Here is a 16,724-nt window from a genome sequence, read left to right on the forward strand (position 1 = left end):
ATTCAAAACCGGAAAAAAAATCCCGCAAACATATTCAGAAAATTGAATTTATTATTTCGGCCTATTTCATTCGGTTTACTTCATTCGTCTTTCATAACTTAAAATTTCTTTTCCAATCATCGTTTTTGTATTCTCTTACTTTCATCTTTTATTCTACTTATTTATCATAACCCTTTCGGCTTACTAATTAATGAATTTCTAATCTTGTTTAGAGCTGTTGGAAATTTTTTCTTGAATTTACTTTTAATCAAAATACCCTTGTCGATCGAGAGGGGAATTGAATGAAAAACCACATCTACATGCTCCGTAAAAAGCGGGGTATAAAACAATACGATATGGCGAGAGCGCTCGGAGTTTCTCCAAGTTACCTTTCAAAAATCGAAACAGGAAGCCAGGATCCTACGGAAAAATTTAAACAATCCTGCGTAAAATATTTGAAAACAACTCTTGAAAAATTGTTTAACGAGCAACCCGTTGAGGATGTGTATCCTGAATTTACGGAAGGGCTTACCAACAGACTCTGGGCAAAACGTAGGGAATTGGGAATTAAACAATACGATATGGCTAAAAAACTAAAGGTCTCCACTCCTTTTCTCTCTAAGGTGGAACTCGGGCTTTTAGAACCGCCGGAAGATTTTAAAAATATGGCATCCAAAGCCTTAAAGATGAAAAAGGAAGAATTGTTTCTTCAAAAAGTTGAATATTAGAATAAAATAAAGTTAAGTTCCGTAAAAAAAGGAAGTGTCTACTTCCTTTTTTTATGTACCGCGATTTTTCGCGTCAAAAACGACGCGAAAACTATACGAAATGAAATATTTATGCGAGATATAATTTTTTTTATCGGCGACGGCGAAACGGATCCATATTTTAATGCAAATCGGAAACGATTTACTAATTTAAAAAATATAGAAGAAGATAAGACGATTTACGGAAATTATTTTAAGCCTAACTCCGGCTTTTCGCTTTGTTAAGCATTGTATCGATTACGAAAATGAAAAAAGATATAAATTCAATGATTGAAGAAATCAATAATACCGGCCTTGAGGAGTTCGACGGTTTGTCGCCGAGGCAGATGCACGATATTCTCTATGAGAAAAAGCAAAACTCTTTTTACAAATTAAATCCGAACGATAAGACCGTTAATGAAATCCCTTTGGTAAAACAACTTAGATATTTTCTAAATCAAATCGAAGTCGAAACCGAAGTGAAATTAACGAAAGCCGGAAATCTGCCTCCGACTCTGGTTAAAGAATTATATTCTCAGAAAATATTTGTGGATGAACTGATTGAAAATGGTTTTACGAAACTAACCAAAGAAACGGATTCAAATTCTATAGTTTTGACGAGAGTTCTCTGCGAACTATCCGGAATATTGAAAAAAAGAAACGGAACCTTGTCCCTGACTTCGAAAGGCAGAGACATCTACAAAACCGACGGTATATTCCCGCTTATATTCGATACATTTGCCAATACTTTTAATTGGTCTTACTTCGACGGATATTCCAATAAAATGGTAGGACAGTTTGGTAATAAGTTCAGTTTATTTTTAATCCACAAATACGGCGATGTGGAAAGGAATACGGATTTTTACTCTGAAAAATATTTTAAAGCCTTCCCTCAATTGTTGGACAATACGGAAGCAAATCAATTTTCAGAATCCTATGGATGTTATTCGGTTAGAACGTTCCGTAGATTTCTTGATTATTTCGGATTCATTCGGTTAACCGGAAACCATTTTCAAAAGTTGATGACCGTCCGGAAAAGTGAAACTTTCGATGAATTTATCGTTTTTAAACCGCACGGCGTCTAATTGCAACTCCGTTAGACGTCATTGGGGTTTAATTTAAAGCGAGTTCGATATAACCAATGCGAAAACGATTATATACTTTTAGATTTCAAAGATTTGGGATTTAATTCGATAGAGTTGTTGAAAAATTCAATAGTCGCGATTAACAAAACCGCTTGGATCGTCCATTTCAATGAAACAAAAACAAATGGAGAATTAATTTTTCAACAACTCTAATATCATGTCACCAATCGGTAAGGAATTTGCATTTTCCAAACCGAAAATAAAAAGATTATCCCGAATGGAATCTTTCAATTTTAAGCTGCAAAAAACTTATAAAATCTCTTCCGAAGATAAAAGTAGAATCAATTGAAACCTAAAGTAGTAATCCAAATATTTAAAAGTCGGCTGATACTATCGAAAAGCGATCGTGGTTTCCAAAATAGACCCGTTGTAATTTGGCCGGATCGTCTTGAGTCCGCAACCGCTAAGATGGAAAACCAATACATCCGTTATCCCGGCTTGGATCTAAGTAACAATAAGTCCTTCTTAGATTCCGATTTTTTCGTTATTTTAGATTATCATCCGTCGACGAAAACTCAGGAGAATAGTTTTTACGATGATAAGGGCGGAATTACATTCAACTATTCTAAAGCGAACAGATTCAAGTTTGATATCTTTGAATTTGAGAAAATAAATTCAGAGGAAATAAACTTATATTTTAACGGGGAAAATATCGGCGTTCCTAAAAGGCAACACTTCCAAATAGCCGGCTTAAAGCCCAATTTGCCGATTCGAGTAAGAATCAATTGGAAAAGCGACTTTTCTTTTTCTCGGGGAATGGAAAGGCGATTTTACGAGTTGGATTACATAGTGGAATTTAAAGGAATCTTTGAAACCTTCCTGAATGAACGTGCTAATGATCAAACCTTCTCAAAATATCTTCAAGTGTCGAATTGTAAGGAAGTAGATCTTAGGAAAATACTTAATTAAAACGTAATGTCATTTCAACGCTTGAAATTCAAGACTAAGAATTTGTCCCAAAATTTAAAACAATCACAGAGTCTTGCGACCGTTCGATAAAATCGGACGGTTGGCGGACAAACTCTAAACATAAAACTATTCAGGGAGGTTTGCGCGAAATGCGTAACGGAATGGATACGTTTCATACTCCGATCCAAAATGTTAAGTCAAAAGGAAAATTCGCTCATCTTGGTAATGCAAAATAAAATACGGCTCCCCGCTCCAATTCTCCCTCCGCCCATACTCTACCTCCGTGGCGTAGGACGATTCTCTGAACGATCGCCAGTCCGATTCCGATTCCTTCGAACTCGCTGTTTTCATGGAGTCTTTGAAACACTCCGAAAAGTTTGCCTATGTACTGCATACTAAAACCGGCGCCGTTGTCTTTTACGTAATAAGTTATTTCCTTTTCGTCCGCCAAAGCTCCGATTTCAACCTTGGGATTTTCCTTTTTAGAGGAATACTTGATCGCGTTGGATATGAGATTGATCAAAACTTGTTTGAGCAATTCTGCGTCACCCGAAACGGACGGAAGTTCCTTTACGTCCAAATCCGCTTTTCCGTCTTTTAGATCTCCCTGAAATTCTTTCAACACCATGCCGACCAATTCGTTCATATCGATCGGACTTTTTCTCATATCTTTTTTTCCCAACTTGGATAAAAGCAGAAGACTATCGATCAGACTGCTCATTTTTCCGGAGCTATCGATGATCAAACCGAGTATTCTTTCTCCTTCTTCGTCCAATTTTTCTCTATAATCTTCGTTTAATATCTTAGTGTAACCTCTTATGCCGCGCAGAGGCGCTTTCAAATCGTGAGAAACGGAATAACAAAAAGCGTCCAACTCGCGGTTGGAATATTCCAATTCCAAATTTTTCCGTCTCAGACTTTCGTTTAATTCGAGTAAGGCGATATCCTGACGATATTTATCCACAAAAAATCGAACCTTATCGATCAAAATCTCGGGTTGAAACGGTTTCGTGATAAAGCTAAACGCCCCTTTTTCATAACCCTTAAACACGTTCAGATTATCCGTATAAACCGCGGAAATAAAAATGAAAGGTAAATGCGCGGTTTTGTTTTCTTCCCTCATGATACTTGCCAATTCGTATCCGTCCATCTCGGGCATTTGTATATCCAACAACGCTAAAGCGAACTCATGATGTAGAGTCGCCTTCAGCGCTTCGTTTCCGCTCAAAGCTTTGATCAACTCTACGTCCAAATCCTTCAGCACGACTTCCAGAGCGATCAAATTTTCAGGTTTATCGTCCACTATCAATATCTTAGGTCTTATCTTCATGATCTCCAACAACCCGCTATTTGCTTAACCAAACCCTCATCAGAGAAAACAGTCGTTCCATGTCCACCGGTTTGGCTATATAATCGTTCGCACCCGCGTCGATACATTTCTGTCTATCGTCGTTCATCGCCTTTGCAGTAAGCGCGATAATCGTAAGATTTTTATATTTTGAATCGGATCGGATCTTTTTCATCGCCTCGTATCCGTCCATCTCGGGCATCATAATGTCCATAAGAATCAAATCGACGTCCTCGTTTTCGGAAAGAATTTCCAAGGCGTTTTTTCCGTTTTCCGCCTTTAAAACGTTCATTCCTTTTTCATTCAACATTTTCGATAACGCGAAAATGTTTCTCATGTCGTCGTCCACCAAAAGAATTTTCTTATGAGACAAAACGGCGTCCTTATCATATAAACTATTTATGATATTCTGCTTCGATTCCGGAAGGTTGTCTATCATTCTATGGAGAAACAAAGCGGTTTCGTCCAAAAGTCTTTCTTCGGATTTGATCCCTTTGATGATGATACTTTCCGAATATTTCTGAAGTTCTATGTCTTCCTCTTTTGTGAGTTCCCTACCCGTATAAATGATGATCGGAGGAATTTGTCCTTCTTTGATCTTTTCCATTTCGTAGATCAAATCGAAACCGCTCATATCGGGAAGACCGATGTCTAAAACGATACAATCGAAATAATTTTCGCCGTAAATCCGAAGCGCTTCCTTGCCGGAACCCGCTTCGAAACATTTCACGTCCCCGTTTCCGATCAATTTCCGCATCATCTTTCTCGAACTTTCGTCGTCTTCGATGATCAAAAGATTTTTCATCTTCCTGCTGATAAAATGTTCCATCCGATTGAAAGCCTCGTCCAACCTTTTCTTATTTACGGGTTTTCTAATATACTCCACCGCTCCTCCTCGAATGAGTTCGAGGGAATGTTCTTTTGCGGAAATTACGTGAACTGGAATATGTCTAACCGATTGATCCGTCTTTAATTCGTTCAATACGGATTGTCCGTTTATTCCGGGCAGATCCAAGTCCAAAAGAATCGCGTGTGGTTTGTGTTTTCGGGTTAGAATCAAACCGTCTTCGCCCGTCGCTGCGGAAATACACTTGAACCCTTTTTCCTTGGCCTGTTTGACCAAAATCGAAGCGAATTTTAAATCGTCTTCCACGATCAAAAGAACTTTATCACCTTCCTCGATTTGATTCCTATCGTCGTCTAACGCGGGATAGTTGATAAATTCGTTTCGATCTTGATTCGAAAAAATTTCAAAACCGGTAACGATTTTTTCTTCTTTCGGACTCGCGGCTTCTTGTTTTTTGGTTTCGATCGGGAGTAATAATGAAAACGTGGAACCTTCATTCACCTTACTTTTAAGAAAAATTTCGCCTCCCAATAACCTGGCAAGTTCTTTGGAAATCGATAACCCGAGCCCGGTTCCTCCGTATTTTCTACTCGTACTTCCGTCCGCTTGTTGGAACGCTTCAAAAATCGCCGAATGTTTTTCCTCCGGGATTCCGATTCCGGAATCGATTACTGAAAAAAGAATTCCGTCCGAATCCTGCCTTTTAATCTCCAGTAGAATCTTACCGCGTTCCGTAAACTTCAAGGCGTTTGAGATTAAATTTTTCAGAATCTGACTCAGACGATTGGGATCGGTTCGCAACACCTCCGGCAAATCCTCGTAAAAAACCAAATCCAGATCGAGTTTCTTTTCGGCGGCCTCGCGTTTAAATCCGCTGATAACGTCCTTTATAAGTTTTTTCAGTACGACTCTTTCCACGTTAATCGACATCTTGCCCGATTCTATCTTGGATAAGTCCAGGACTTCGTTTATCAAAATCAGAAGATCATGTCCGCTTTTATGAATGATGTTCGCGCTTTCCACCTGCTCCTCGTCCAAATTTTTCTTTTTATTGTCGGCAAGGTCTTTGGAAAGAATCAACAGACTGTTTAAAGGAGTTCTCAATTCATGAGACATGTTCGCTAAAAACTCGGATTTATATTTTCCGGAAAGTTCCAATTGTTTCGTTTTCCGCTCTATATCGTTTTTCGCCGATTCCACTTCCTGATTCTTCACTTCTAAACTTCGGGTCTGCTCTTCCAATTCTTCATTAGAAACTCTTAATTCTTCTTGTTGTTGTCTTAAAATCTGAGTTTGTTCCTCCAACTCCTCGTTCATCTGTTTCAATTCTTCCTGCTGAGTTTGCAGTTCCTCGCTCTGAACCCGCGTTTGTTCCAGAAGTTCTTGAACTCGTCTCCTCACTCTGGAAGAATTAAAACTGATCCCGATACTTTGAACGGAAATTTCCATAAACTCGATTTCGGAAGGTGAAAACGGATCCAACTTTCCCAACTCGATCACACCCTGTGTTTTTCCTTCGAATACAAACGGAGCGATCAGGATCTGATTCGGTTTTGTGTCGACTAACCCGGACAAAATACGGATCGATTCTTCCTCTAAATTCGTTAAAAGAATTTGTTTTTGTTCGAATGCCGCTTGGCCGATCAAACCCTCGTTCATAACGAACTTTTCATGCGATTGATCCGTCGCTGCGAAACCGTATTTCCCGAAAATCGACAAAGTACACAACTGATCGTTACAAAGATAAATCGCTCCCACGCTTGCCTTAAGATAATTGGATAAAAAAGCGATAACGTCGTTTGAAAGGACGGACTCGGATTTATCCCCTCTTAACTTTTCATTGAGAAGATTTTGACCGTTTGTGATCCAATTGTGTTTTTCATTTTCCTGAGTTTTTTTTCGGAGAGAGGAAGTCATCGTACGCAGTGAATTTCCCAAAACGTCCATTTCCGATTTCGGTACGAGGTCGACGAGATAATTTCCGGAGGCCACGTTATTCGCGCTGTCCGTTATCTCTTTAAAACTTTCGCGGATTTTATTTAAGGATTCGTACACGGCTTGTAGTTCGTCTTTCGCAACTTCTTCCGAACGGCTCTCCGAAAATTCCCGACTTGCGATCTTTTCCGCTTCCTTTGCAATAAACTGAATCCTTAAACTGATCGTATTTATAATCCAATAAGAAACCGTAACTTCGATCAAAAGACTCGCCAAAACCAACAGGACCAAAAAAAGAAAGGTTAAATAGTATCTCCTTTCATTTTCCTGTTTATCCATTTGCATTCTATCTTCGTTCTTTTTTACGAGATAAGTTAATGTTTTGATGATAGAGTCCCGTATCGTAAGACCTTTACGAATGGAAATCTCGAAGGCTTTTTCGTTTTCATTTTTTAATGCGAGAAATACGATTTGAGACAGGTCGATCTTATACGCGCTCCACAAGGATTTAAAATCCTCCAGTATTTTCAAACCGTCTTCATCGGCGTACGCCTGTAATTCGATCGTCTTTTGATCGACCGAGTCCACCGCCTTATAGATCCTGTCCCTATAATAACCCATCTTCGTATAATCTTCTTCTATGATGATATTTTTCTCGTGACGCGACGCTTCCAGAACTCCGATCAATATCTCGTGCGATAAACTTACTTTTTTTGCGGATACGTCCACGATCCGTTTCAGTCTTTTGTTCGAATCGGAAATCATCTGGATCACAAATATGACGCTGATAAACAACATCGCAAGAATGACGGAAAATCCGACGATCAGTTTTCCTCGAATGGTCATGTATTCCCTCGGTTCGGATTATTTTGATCCAATCTTATCAATAGTTCCGCGATCTTTTCCAAAGAAAGAATACAATCCACGCCCACCGCTCCGATAGCGGACTCCGGCATCAATGCGAACTCCGCCGTTAACGGATCTTGAACGATCGCCAAACCGCCGTTGTCCTTGATTCTTTTTAAACCCTTTGCACCGTCCGAATTGGCGCCAGTTAAAACGATTCCGATCAGTTTATCGCCGTAAACATCGGAAGCGGATTCGAATAAAACGTCTACGGAAGGTCTCGAAAAATTCACTCGTTCGCTTACGGAAAGAGAAATCGTCCTATCTCTTTCAATCAATAAATGGTAGTTAGGCGGAGCCGCGTAAACGGTCCCCGGTTCGATTTTCTCTTTTTCTTCCGCCTCTTTGATTTTGACGTTAGACAACCTTCCTAATATCCTGAGCCATTCTCCGTCGGAACGCGGACCGATATGTTGAACGATAATAAGTGGGATTCCGTATCGTACAGGCAAAGTCGGTAATATCGTTTTCAACGCGTTTAAACCGCCTGCGGAAACTCCAATCACAATCGCCTCGTAGTTCATTCGAATTTTATAATACGGATTCTTTAATACTTTTTCTTATATACTTTTTGTTTCGAATCCAACGTCTCGTATTTCTCCGATAAATCTCCGTAGGAGATTCCCTCTTTGGAACCCAAACAAAGAAGCCCGCCGCTTACGAGGCTCTCAAAAAAAAGAAGATGTACCTTGTTTTGCAGCTCTCTTTTAAAATAGATCAAAACGTTTCTGCACAACACAAGATTCACTTCCGCAAAAACGCTGTCCGTCACCAAATTATGATTGGCCCATACTATATTTTTTTTCAACGTCTGATTCATGATCACCATCTCCTGATCGGAAGTATAATAATCCGAAAAAGATCCCTTACCTCCCGAAAGTTGATAATTGGAAGTGTATTCCTTCATACTCTCGTTTTTAAAAACGCCGGCTCTTGCCGCTTTCAAAGCGCGCTCATTAAAATCGGTGGCATAGATAATCGACCTTTCATACAAATCTTCTTCTTTAAGGACGATCGCCATAGAATACGCCTCTTCTCCGGTCGAACAGCCCGCGTGCCAAATTTTTACGAACGGATACGTTTTTAAAATCGGGATCACTTTCTCCCGTAAACACGCGTAAAAATCCGGATCGCGAAACATCTCCGTAACCGTGATCGATAAATCCTGCAACAACCTTCCCGCAAAAGTCACGTCGTGTAATACGTGATGTTGCATTTCGGAAACGCTCTTTAAACCCGAAAGCGCAAGTCGACTCATCAGTCTTCTGCGTATATGAGCCTCGGAGTATTGCCTGAAATCATATCCGTATTTTTGAAAGATCGCTTCCAAAAGAAGATCGATTTCAATATCTAACGTATCCTTAGACTTCATAATTTTAAAAAAACCGCCTCATCAAACCGTGAAAATATATTTTAATCAACAATTTATTTCAAATCGATTTAATTTTTAAAATTAATTTTTAAAAACTTCCGCTGTCATTTATATGCTAATTTTCTCATTTAGGGATTCCTAAAAGAATATTCACGAATCTTAATCCTAAAGAATCCGCGGAGCCGTTTCGATTTTTCCGCGAAAATCCGCCGTTTTCCGTTTCCATCCGAATCGTAAATTCTTATGGAGCTTTTTATCGTTTCCGATAAGAAATGTTTCGCGTAAGTTTAAACGACTTTGTTTGTGTTGTCGTCCTTCGTTTTGAAGAGCGAGTTCGACGTAAATTTTCGATTCCAAAAAAGAATTTCTTTTTTTTGCAACCCGTCCTTTTATTTTGGCTCAGAAAGAACGTATGAATTCTCAAAGAACCCGCACCGACAAAAATCAAGATAAAACCGATTATCGATACGACTCTCTCGACGCGGAACCGGGAGTACATCCTGGCAGTTCCCTTCGGGTACGAAAAATTCTCCGCTGGTTCGGAAGAATTTACGGAAGTCTTTTTTATAAAACCGACGTGACCGGAATCGAAAACGTCCCGAAAGAAGGTACGGTTCTCGTACTCGTAAAACACCAAAGAAACGACGATATTCCCATCGGACTTGCCAAAGGGCTGTACAAAGCGCGCTGGGATATCTGGGCGATTATGAAAGACTCGATGGCTTCTCCGATGTTTTTCGATTTCTTTTTAAAGTGCGGAGGAATCCCTCTCAACCGGCTCGAACCCCGTAAAAGTAAAAGAGATCTTCTCTTTGCCAGGAAAGTATTATACAACGGTAATATGTTGGTCATCTTTCCCGAACAAACCACGGTTCCTTATAAAATGGGAAGAGGAAGACCGGGTGCGTTTCGTTTTATCGTGGGAAAACCCGAAACCCCTCTTCCGGTTTTATGTTTGGGACTCGACTACCGTCCTCGAGGTTTTTTACGCCGGACCTTACTCTCGATACGGATCGGAGAATTGAAATACTTAAATCCGAACCAAGATCCCGAGGAATTTTTACACGAGCGTATGCATGAAATCGCAAGTCTTACCAATCTTATTTACCCATTTGAATTCAAAAAATCTAAATTAGAAAGTTTTGAAGAACTAGATACAACGAAGGTGGAATCGATCGCATGAAAATTCCAGCAGCCAAAGGAAGCAAACGAGCTCTTCTCGTGGAAGGCGGCGGTATGAAAGGGGCGTTTGCCGGAGGCGCATTACATTCTTTGCATACTTTGGTTTCTCCGAAACATTTTGATCTAGTCGTAGCGGTTTCCTCCGGAGCCTGCTCGGCCGCCTACTACGTGACGATGCCCAAACCGGAACCCGAAAAAAGTTTAAAAACTCTTGCGATTTGGTACATGGAACTCGCCGGAAGAAAACTTATTTCGCCCTTTCATCCTTTTCAGGGAAAAACTTTTTTAGACCAAGAATATCTTGTGGATGATCTGTTCGGGGAAAAGTATCCTTTACCCGCCGAAAATTTCGAAAAGTTCGGCCTGCCCGAATTGAGAGTCGCAGTCAGCAATCTTCAAACTCGAACGATAGAATACGTACGTGCGACTACCACAAATATATTCGATCTTTTGAAAGCGGCAACTTCGCTTCCGATCGCAACGAGGGGAAAACACCGGGTGGATGGAAAATTGTATTCGGACGCGGCGGTGCTCAATCCGCTTCCGTTGGAAGATTTGATCGAAGCGGGTTATAAAGACATTACGGTTGTCTTAAATTCTCCCGTGGAAAGAATTTCCCCTCCGTTCGGAATGTTGACCAGCCTTCTGTCTTTTCCGAAAGATTGGAAAATGGCGAAACTGATGAACCGATGGCACCATCATCATTTCAACATCGCCCGAGCCGTTGCACAAAAACCCCCCAAAGGAGTTCGAATTCATACGATCTCCCCCGAAAATCCTTTGCCCGTAAGCCTCGTTACTACGAACGCGAATAAACTTAAGGAAACCGTAAACTTAGGAGTTTCCAAAGGAGAGGAAATCGGAAAACGACTTTTGAAATTATTTTCGAAAGATAAAAACGGAAAAAAGATTCACAACGGAACCGCTCGGACCAAAAAACAAGTTCGTTTAACAAATCCGAAAAAGAAATCGAACCCCAAGGGAAAAAAATCCGAATAAGAGCCGATTCCCGCCGATAAAAAAAATACCGGGAATCGCGATTCCCGGTAGAGTAAGGCTCCGTATACAAAATGTATAATATAATGAAAACTTGTTTGGATACGAGATAAGATCCTATCTCGTATCCGCCTAACGTCACTTAACCGTATAGTAGAATCTTTCGTGAATGATTTTTCCGTCTTTCCAAGTTTGAACGCTTGCCTGTGTCGTTTTGATATGACCCCATTCCTTATGAACGTAGTCGATTTCCCATTCCACGACACTTCTGCTTTTTTCCTCGTCAACGATCGCACCTAACACTGCCGCGTGATTCCATTTCACTTTGGACACGAAGTCCTTTTCCCGGGCGAAATTCGCTTCAAAACCTTTCGTAGGATTTTGGGTGTTTTCCTGCATCTCAACGAGCGGATGGTAAAATTTTTCAAAGGCTTTGATTACTTCGCCCGCCAGAATCATTTCGTTCAACTTGGTAACGTTTTTTTTAATTGTACTCATTCTTCTTACTCCTTTTGAATTCTTGCCGGGTAAAATTCGGTAAGAATTTTAGTTGCAACTGCAACTATTACATCCAACGAAAAAATGATTGCAAATGCAACCAAAAAAACGTTCTCTACCTCCGATGAAAGAAAAAATATCAAAAACGTCCATCGACGCCTGGGCAGCGGGATTGAAATTTTATACGGGCGCCTCTTCTAAAATCGAATCCGATCTTACAAAAATGAAAACAATTTCCCTCACTTGGTACGACATACTCTATTCGGTTTATACAAAACCGAAAAAACGATCAAGAATGTCCGATATCGCCGAGGAAATCATTCTGAGTAAAAGTGCGTTGACGCGGTCCGTGGATAAACTCGTCGCGGAAGGTTTTTTAAAAAGGGAAAGAAGCGAAGGAGACGCGAGGGAATTTATCGTGGAGATCACCTCTTCCGGAATTCAAGCTCTTAGAGAATCCTGGCCGATTTACGAAGAAGGAATTCGGGAGCTTTTCGCTTCCAAACTGAACTCCAAGGAAACGAACGAACTCCTAAGAATTTTCAGGAAGTTGAACCGAACCTAAACGTTAAACGACGTCTTTTTATACGATTCAAAACGTCTTAGATTTCCAAACCTCTATTCATTTCTTTTATTCGATCGAATCTTAGATCCAAACTTAAAATGCCGATTCTATAGTATTACTAAGTCCCGCGCAATATATTATAAAATCGTTAATCATTTTCTTCGTCCTTATCAAACCATAACGAAGGGGAAATCCCGAAGTAGCTGTTCCATGTTTTTCCCTTATAAGTCGTTCTGCTAAAAATGAATTTTAAAACGGAGGTCTTTCGGAAACCGGTCTCCTCTTCGTATTCATAATTCCAAAGAAGACCGCCCAGAAAGGGAACACCCAAAACCCCGTAATTTTGAAAACCTCGAAGCGCCTTTTTTTCGGAGAAATAGACGAGACCTCCGAGGATTTTGGTCGATTCTTCCCTTGCAATTTCGGAACGATTTCGATAATAGAGGATACCAAGACCGCCTAACGTGAGAGTTCCTTCCGGATCCTTCGAATGATACGTCAGAAGCGGGGGCGCCAAAAAGGAATAACCTTCCTGTGTTTCACTATATCGATAGATTGGAAGGAAATTCTGAATTTTTTCCTGCGGAGAATTCAGATACCGAATCCACAAAAAGTTCCAATCCGTCATCTGAGGAGTCGATTCGTAACCGAGTAAAACTCCTCCGAAAACTCCCCATCGGGTTCTGTCCTTTTCAAACTCCGCGTTAAACGCTCCCAAAAAAAGTGTCAGCTCCTTTTTTTGTTCCCTAAAAGAGGATTCCAAATCGAACAGATATAAAAAGTTGTACCGATCGGATACGGAGTTTTTTCTCTGATAATAACCCATAAAGAAAAACGAATATTGATCCTCGCCGACGGAGGAATAATAAACGAACGGAAGAAAGAAAAAAGTTTTCTCTTTGTATCTTTGATCGTTGGAATAATAGATGGAAGGAAATAAAAAGAAACTTTTCGTTCCGGATTCGTCGTCCCTCTTGTAGTTCATAAGAATTCCGAAAAGATTCGTATGAGAGTTTATCTTACCTTGTTTTTCGCTAAAACTTCCGTAAAATACGATCGGAATCAAAGTGGAAGAATTCGTGATCGTTCCGTTTTCGATCTCCGATTTTCTAAAAAAAAGCGGAGATACGTTCCAAGAAACGGATTCTTTTTGCGGTTCCATAACGGCTGAATATCCGAAAATTCCGCCTAAAAGTATCTTAAAGTCATATTCATTTTTTTGAATGCGAGGGGTTTTCCTGCGTTCCCAATTGGCTAAAAACAACCAATCCCAACCGCTCGTTTCCTCTTGAATCAATCCGTCGTCCGTAACTTTTTCGTAAGTATAAAACAACGGAATCGGATAAAAGTTCCTTTCGAAAGAGGTCGTCAATTTCGACTCGCCCGGAATCATTTTTTTTTGAAACCAAACCGGGCTAAAAAACGAAGTTTCGATCTGACCGAGACGTGTTTTTTCTTTTTCGTAATAAAAAAGAGGAACCGTAATCGATCTGTATATTTGGACTCCTCCTTCGGTAATCCTCGTCCCGAAGTAAAACGGAAATACATAGGAAGATTCGACGTATTCCTTATCCTTTTTCGTATCATTTGAACCGAACAAAAAAAGAAAGTTCCAAGAACTGCGTTCCGGGCTTACGGAACGATAAAAACCCGCGATAAAACCGTATTTTTCCTCCCCTTCCCGACCCCAAAAAGCGAAAGGAACGGGAAGAATCAGGTTGAAATCCGAAACATACGATTTATTGAATATTACTCTTTCCGTATACGATGTCAAATAAAACGGACTGAGCAGAAAAGAATCCTTCGATTTTAATACGAACTCCTCTTTGGAAGAATACAAAAACAAAGGGGAATAAAGATTTCTTTCCTTCAGTACCTGCGTTTCTCCTTTAAATCGATCCTTGTATTCGCGATAATAAAAAGGAATGAGCGTGTCGTAGCCAAAACCGGATATCGAATCTTTTTTCGTAAAAATTTCTTCGGAAGCGTGATACAAGGGAAACAAAATTCCATGAAAGGAGGAGGTTTCGTAAGTTCCGGTTCTTTCCTTGGAACGATAGTAAAGGATACTTTTCGTTTCCGAACTTTCGGCGGTTTCTCGGTGCGCAAAAATCGGAAAAAATCGATACGAAGTTTCCTCTTTCGATTTCGCATAACGTATGAGAGGCCAAAGGATAGAATATTCATTCCTATCTTTTTCCTTTTCCATCACAAAAAGAAAAATTCCCAGGGATCGGATAAAATCGGAACCTTTCCTTTGTTCCGCATAAAGCGGAAATACAACTCGATACGATTCGTCGCCGACGGTTCCCAAAAACGTCGGCAGAGGCAATGGAAAAGCTAAGATATGATCGTCGTTGTTTCCCCAAGTGAACCAACCCAACGGAAGAATCCGGAAGTGTTTTTTATCGTCCCCGGATTGATAACTCGCAATACCGAATAAAACTTCCCATGCGAAATAATTTCTTGAGTTTTCTCTCGCCAATTTTTTATACGAAGCGAAATCCGAATCTTCTTTCTGCGGATTCTTCCGTACTTCTTCCCCCGCAACGGAGAACCGGACCTCCTTTTTGGTTTCCGGATTTTTGGAATTTTGAATCTGCGGAAGCGTAACATCTTCCTTTTTTTCATCCGTAAAAAAAGTAAGAGGATTGGAAACTTCCTTTCGAAGAGAAACACTGAAGATATTGTAGATAAAAGAATAATCCAAATCCACGTAGAATTCTTTTCCGGACGCGCTCGACTGAAAGGAAACGTCGAACTTTCCTCCGTTCTGAGAAACGGAAATTCCGCCGAAGTAAAGTTCTAAGTTCTTATTCTTTTCATAATATTTGAGATACGCGGGAAGAAAGATATTCCCTCTGGACTGCGGATTTTTCCACTCGAAATAAAGAGGGGCTACGACAAACGAACTCGTTTTTTCTTTCCTGTTTTCGGAAGAGTAATAGAGTAAGGCCCAATCCCGATCCACGTTAGTCGATCGAAGTTTATAATGAATCGGACTGAACGAAACGTAATCCCTATCGTTTCCCCCGAACCGAAAGTAAAACGGAAGCCAAAGATTATATTCATTTTTTTGATAGTAGTGCAAAGGCAAAATCGTTCGTGTAGTCGTTTCATCGGACGTATCCTTCCAACGATAAAAAAGACCCGCTAAACCTAAGAAAGAAGAGCCGTCCTTCTCGCGGGAAGAATAGTAAAACGGATACAGACGAGTGAAAGTATTCGAATCCGAACTATAATCGTGATAACCTAAAAGAAAAAATTCGTTCTCATCCGGCGTTGAATATCGATAAAAGAAGGGAAGTAAAAACGTTTCTTTATAACCTTCGCCTTGAGTCTGAAAAAAGAACAACAACGGAATATGCAGATACGAATTCTTTTTATGAAAGTAAAACGGAAAGAATGAGGAAGACAGATATTCCCCCTTTTCGTCCCGGCTCCAATACGCGTTTAAGACGAGCGTTTCCGATTCCATTTTTCGTGTATGTCTGTACATAGGAATCGGTAAAAGAAAATACCGAGTTAAATCGTCTCCTTCTATCGAATGATGATAGATCGGAAAGAACGTAAGATGGGAATCCTGTTTGTAATAAACGAAAGGAAAACTCACGAATGCCGTTAGGCCCTTTCCTCTTTCTCGTTTATAATACGTATTCAAATAGTAATCCCGGTATACGTCCTCGGAACGATAACGATAGAAGAACGGACCCGCTAGGTTATCCGCGCTCTCATCGTCCTTCCAAGAAAAGAAAATCGGAAACAGATGTTTGTATTCGTTTTTTTTATAAAACCATAATGGAAGCAGAGTGAGGTAGGAATTCTCTTTGTAAAAAATGAACGGAAAAAATCGAAAGAAGCCTGAAACCTTTTCCCTTCCCCACTGGAACAAAAGGAAGTTTAGAATTTTATAATTTTCTCCATCGTCTTGGAAGTAAAGCGCCAACGGAGCCAAAAAAAGTTTTGTGGATTCTCCTCGGGCTGAAACCGTTTTCGATTTGTAAAAAAGAGGAATCGGTAAAAATAAAAAATCCGATTCGGAATCCGAAGTTCTCTCCGATTCGTGAAACCAAAGCGGCGAATAAGTCGCAAATTTTTGCGAGTTCGATCTAGATTGATGATAAAGAGGAAATAAGGTAAAGGAATAATCCTCCTTGATTTTATAATTCGTATAATGAATCAAAGGAAAAAAACTAAAAAACTTTTTCTCTAGATCGTGTCCCCAATGAAACAAAGTAAAAGTTGTGGCGGATTCCGTCGACGAATCCCGATTCCAGTAGAGTAAGGGGTACTAGT

At 40.1% G+C, this 16,724-nt stretch carries 12 protein-coding genes; 6 read left to right on the plus strand and 6 right to left on the minus strand.

The annotated features are described in order from the left end of the window. Window positions 1-299: 299 nt before the first annotated feature. From LEP1GSC060_RS00075 to LEP1GSC060_RS00085, 3 genes are all read left to right on the plus strand, one after another. Entirely contained in the window at window positions 300-707 is a 408-nt protein-coding gene (locus LEP1GSC060_RS00075) for a helix-turn-helix domain-containing protein (RefSeq protein ID WP_036094828.1), read from the plus strand. Window positions 708-1,012: 305 nt separating this feature from the next. After that, window positions 1,013-1,810, plus strand: coding sequence for a hypothetical protein (locus LEP1GSC060_RS00080; RefSeq protein WP_230458281.1), 798 nt, complete (start codon window positions 1,013-1,015; stop codon window positions 1,808-1,810). 345 nt (window positions 1,811-2,155) lie between these two features. Beyond that, complete coding sequence (locus tag LEP1GSC060_RS00085) at window positions 2,156-2,779, plus strand: hypothetical protein (protein ID WP_036094830.1); 624 nt, start codon at window positions 2,156-2,158, stop codon at window positions 2,777-2,779. Window positions 2,780-2,993: 214 nt separating this feature from the next. Here LEP1GSC060_RS00085 and LEP1GSC060_RS00090 read toward each other — a convergent pair whose 3' ends face one another. From LEP1GSC060_RS00090 to LEP1GSC060_RS00105, 4 genes are read right to left on the minus strand one after another with little or no spacing between them, the layout of a single operon-like run. Continuing rightward, window positions 2,994-4,109 carry a sensor histidine kinase gene (locus LEP1GSC060_RS00090; protein ID WP_002992642.1) on the minus strand — a complete coding sequence of 372 codons (1,116 nt, stop codon included), beginning with the start codon at window positions 4,107-4,109 and terminating at the stop codon, window positions 2,994-2,996. Window positions 4,110-4,125: 16 nt separating this feature from the next. Continuing rightward, window positions 4,126-7,755 carry a response regulator gene (locus LEP1GSC060_RS00095; RefSeq protein WP_002992680.1) on the minus strand — a complete coding sequence of 1,210 codons (3,630 nt, stop codon included), beginning with the start codon at window positions 7,753-7,755 and terminating at the stop codon, window positions 4,126-4,128. Then, a complete protein-coding gene (locus LEP1GSC060_RS00100; RefSeq protein WP_002992662.1) occupies window positions 7,752-8,339 on the minus strand; it encodes a chemotaxis protein CheB in 588 nt (195 codons plus the stop codon). The genes LEP1GSC060_RS00095 and LEP1GSC060_RS00100 overlap by 4 nt, the downstream gene beginning before the upstream one ends. A gap of 23 nt (window positions 8,340-8,362) precedes the next feature. Next, entirely contained in the window at window positions 8,363-9,187 is an 825-nt protein-coding gene (locus tag LEP1GSC060_RS00105; protein ID WP_002992673.1) for a CheR family methyltransferase, read from the minus strand. A 412-nt stretch (window positions 9,188-9,599) separates the two neighbouring features. On the opposite strand from LEP1GSC060_RS00105, the gene LEP1GSC060_RS00115 reads away from it, so the two are divergent. Both LEP1GSC060_RS00115 and LEP1GSC060_RS00120 read left to right on the plus strand, forming a co-directional pair. Beyond that, on the plus strand, window positions 9,600-10,370 hold the full coding sequence (locus tag LEP1GSC060_RS00115) for a lysophospholipid acyltransferase family protein (protein WP_002992671.1): 771 nt from the start codon (window positions 9,600-9,602) through the stop codon (window positions 10,368-10,370). Next, window positions 10,367-11,368 (plus strand): patatin-like phospholipase family protein, encoded by a 1,002-nt coding sequence (locus LEP1GSC060_RS00120; protein ID WP_002992617.1) that lies wholly within the window; start codon window positions 10,367-10,369, stop codon window positions 11,366-11,368. Before LEP1GSC060_RS00115 ends, LEP1GSC060_RS00120 begins: the two co-directional genes overlap by 4 nt. A 135-nt stretch (window positions 11,369-11,503) precedes the next feature. Here LEP1GSC060_RS00120 and LEP1GSC060_RS00125 read toward each other — a convergent pair whose 3' ends face one another. Beyond that, window positions 11,504-11,863, minus strand: a complete 360-nt coding sequence (locus LEP1GSC060_RS00125) for a SnoaL-like domain-containing protein (protein ID WP_002992674.1) — start codon at window positions 11,861-11,863, stop codon at window positions 11,504-11,506. Window positions 11,864-11,987: 124 nt separating this feature from the next. Between LEP1GSC060_RS00125 and LEP1GSC060_RS00130 the strand changes: the two genes are divergently transcribed. Further along, the gene (locus LEP1GSC060_RS00130; protein WP_036094836.1) at window positions 11,988-12,428 is read left to right on the plus strand and encodes a MarR family winged helix-turn-helix transcriptional regulator; all 441 of its coding nucleotides are present in this window, start codon (window positions 11,988-11,990) and stop codon (window positions 12,426-12,428) included. Between the two features lie 148 nt (window positions 12,429-12,576). Here LEP1GSC060_RS00130 and LEP1GSC060_RS21085 read toward each other — a convergent pair whose 3' ends face one another. Continuing rightward, window positions 12,577-16,611 (minus strand): LA_1737 family protein, encoded by a 4,035-nt coding sequence (locus LEP1GSC060_RS21085; protein WP_476703304.1) that lies wholly within the window; start codon window positions 16,609-16,611, stop codon window positions 12,577-12,579. Window positions 16,612-16,724: the final 113 nt, after the last annotated feature.

Origin of the sequence: Leptospira weilii serovar Ranarum str. ICFT (assembly GCF_000332415.1) — a bacterium.
Classification (GTDB): domain Bacteria; phylum Spirochaetota; class Leptospiria; order Leptospirales; family Leptospiraceae; genus Leptospira; species Leptospira weilii_A.

Coding starts and splice junctions, on each gene's coding strand:
- LEP1GSC060_RS00100 (WP_002992662.1), bottom strand. CDS start 8,339: ATGAACTACGAGGCGATTGTGATTGGAGTTTCCGCAGGCGGTTTAAAC.
- LEP1GSC060_RS00125 (WP_002992674.1), bottom strand. CDS start 11,863: ATGAGTACAATTAAAAAAAACGTTACCAAGTTGAACGAAATGATTCTG.
- LEP1GSC060_RS00130 (WP_036094836.1), top strand. CDS start 11,988: ATGAAAGAAAAAATATCAAAAACGTCCATCGACGCCTGGGCAGCGGGA.
- LEP1GSC060_RS00080 (WP_230458281.1), top strand. CDS start 1,013: ATGATTGAAGAAATCAATAATACCGGCCTTGAGGAGTTCGACGGTTTG.
- LEP1GSC060_RS00090 (WP_002992642.1), bottom strand. CDS start 4,109: ATGAAGATAAGACCTAAGATATTGATAGTGGACGATAAACCTGAAAAT.
- LEP1GSC060_RS00075 (WP_036094828.1), top strand. CDS start 300: ATGCTCCGTAAAAAGCGGGGTATAAAACAATACGATATGGCGAGAGCG.
- LEP1GSC060_RS00095 (WP_002992680.1), bottom strand. CDS start 7,755: ATGACCATTCGAGGAAAACTGATCGTCGGATTTTCCGTCATTCTTGCG.
- LEP1GSC060_RS00105 (WP_002992673.1), bottom strand. CDS start 9,187: ATGAAGTCTAAGGATACGTTAGATATTGAAATCGATCTTCTTTTGGAA.
- LEP1GSC060_RS00120 (WP_002992617.1), top strand. CDS start 10,367: ATGAAAATTCCAGCAGCCAAAGGAAGCAAACGAGCTCTTCTCGTGGAA.
- LEP1GSC060_RS00115 (WP_002992671.1), top strand. CDS start 9,600: ATGAATTCTCAAAGAACCCGCACCGACAAAAATCAAGATAAAACCGAT.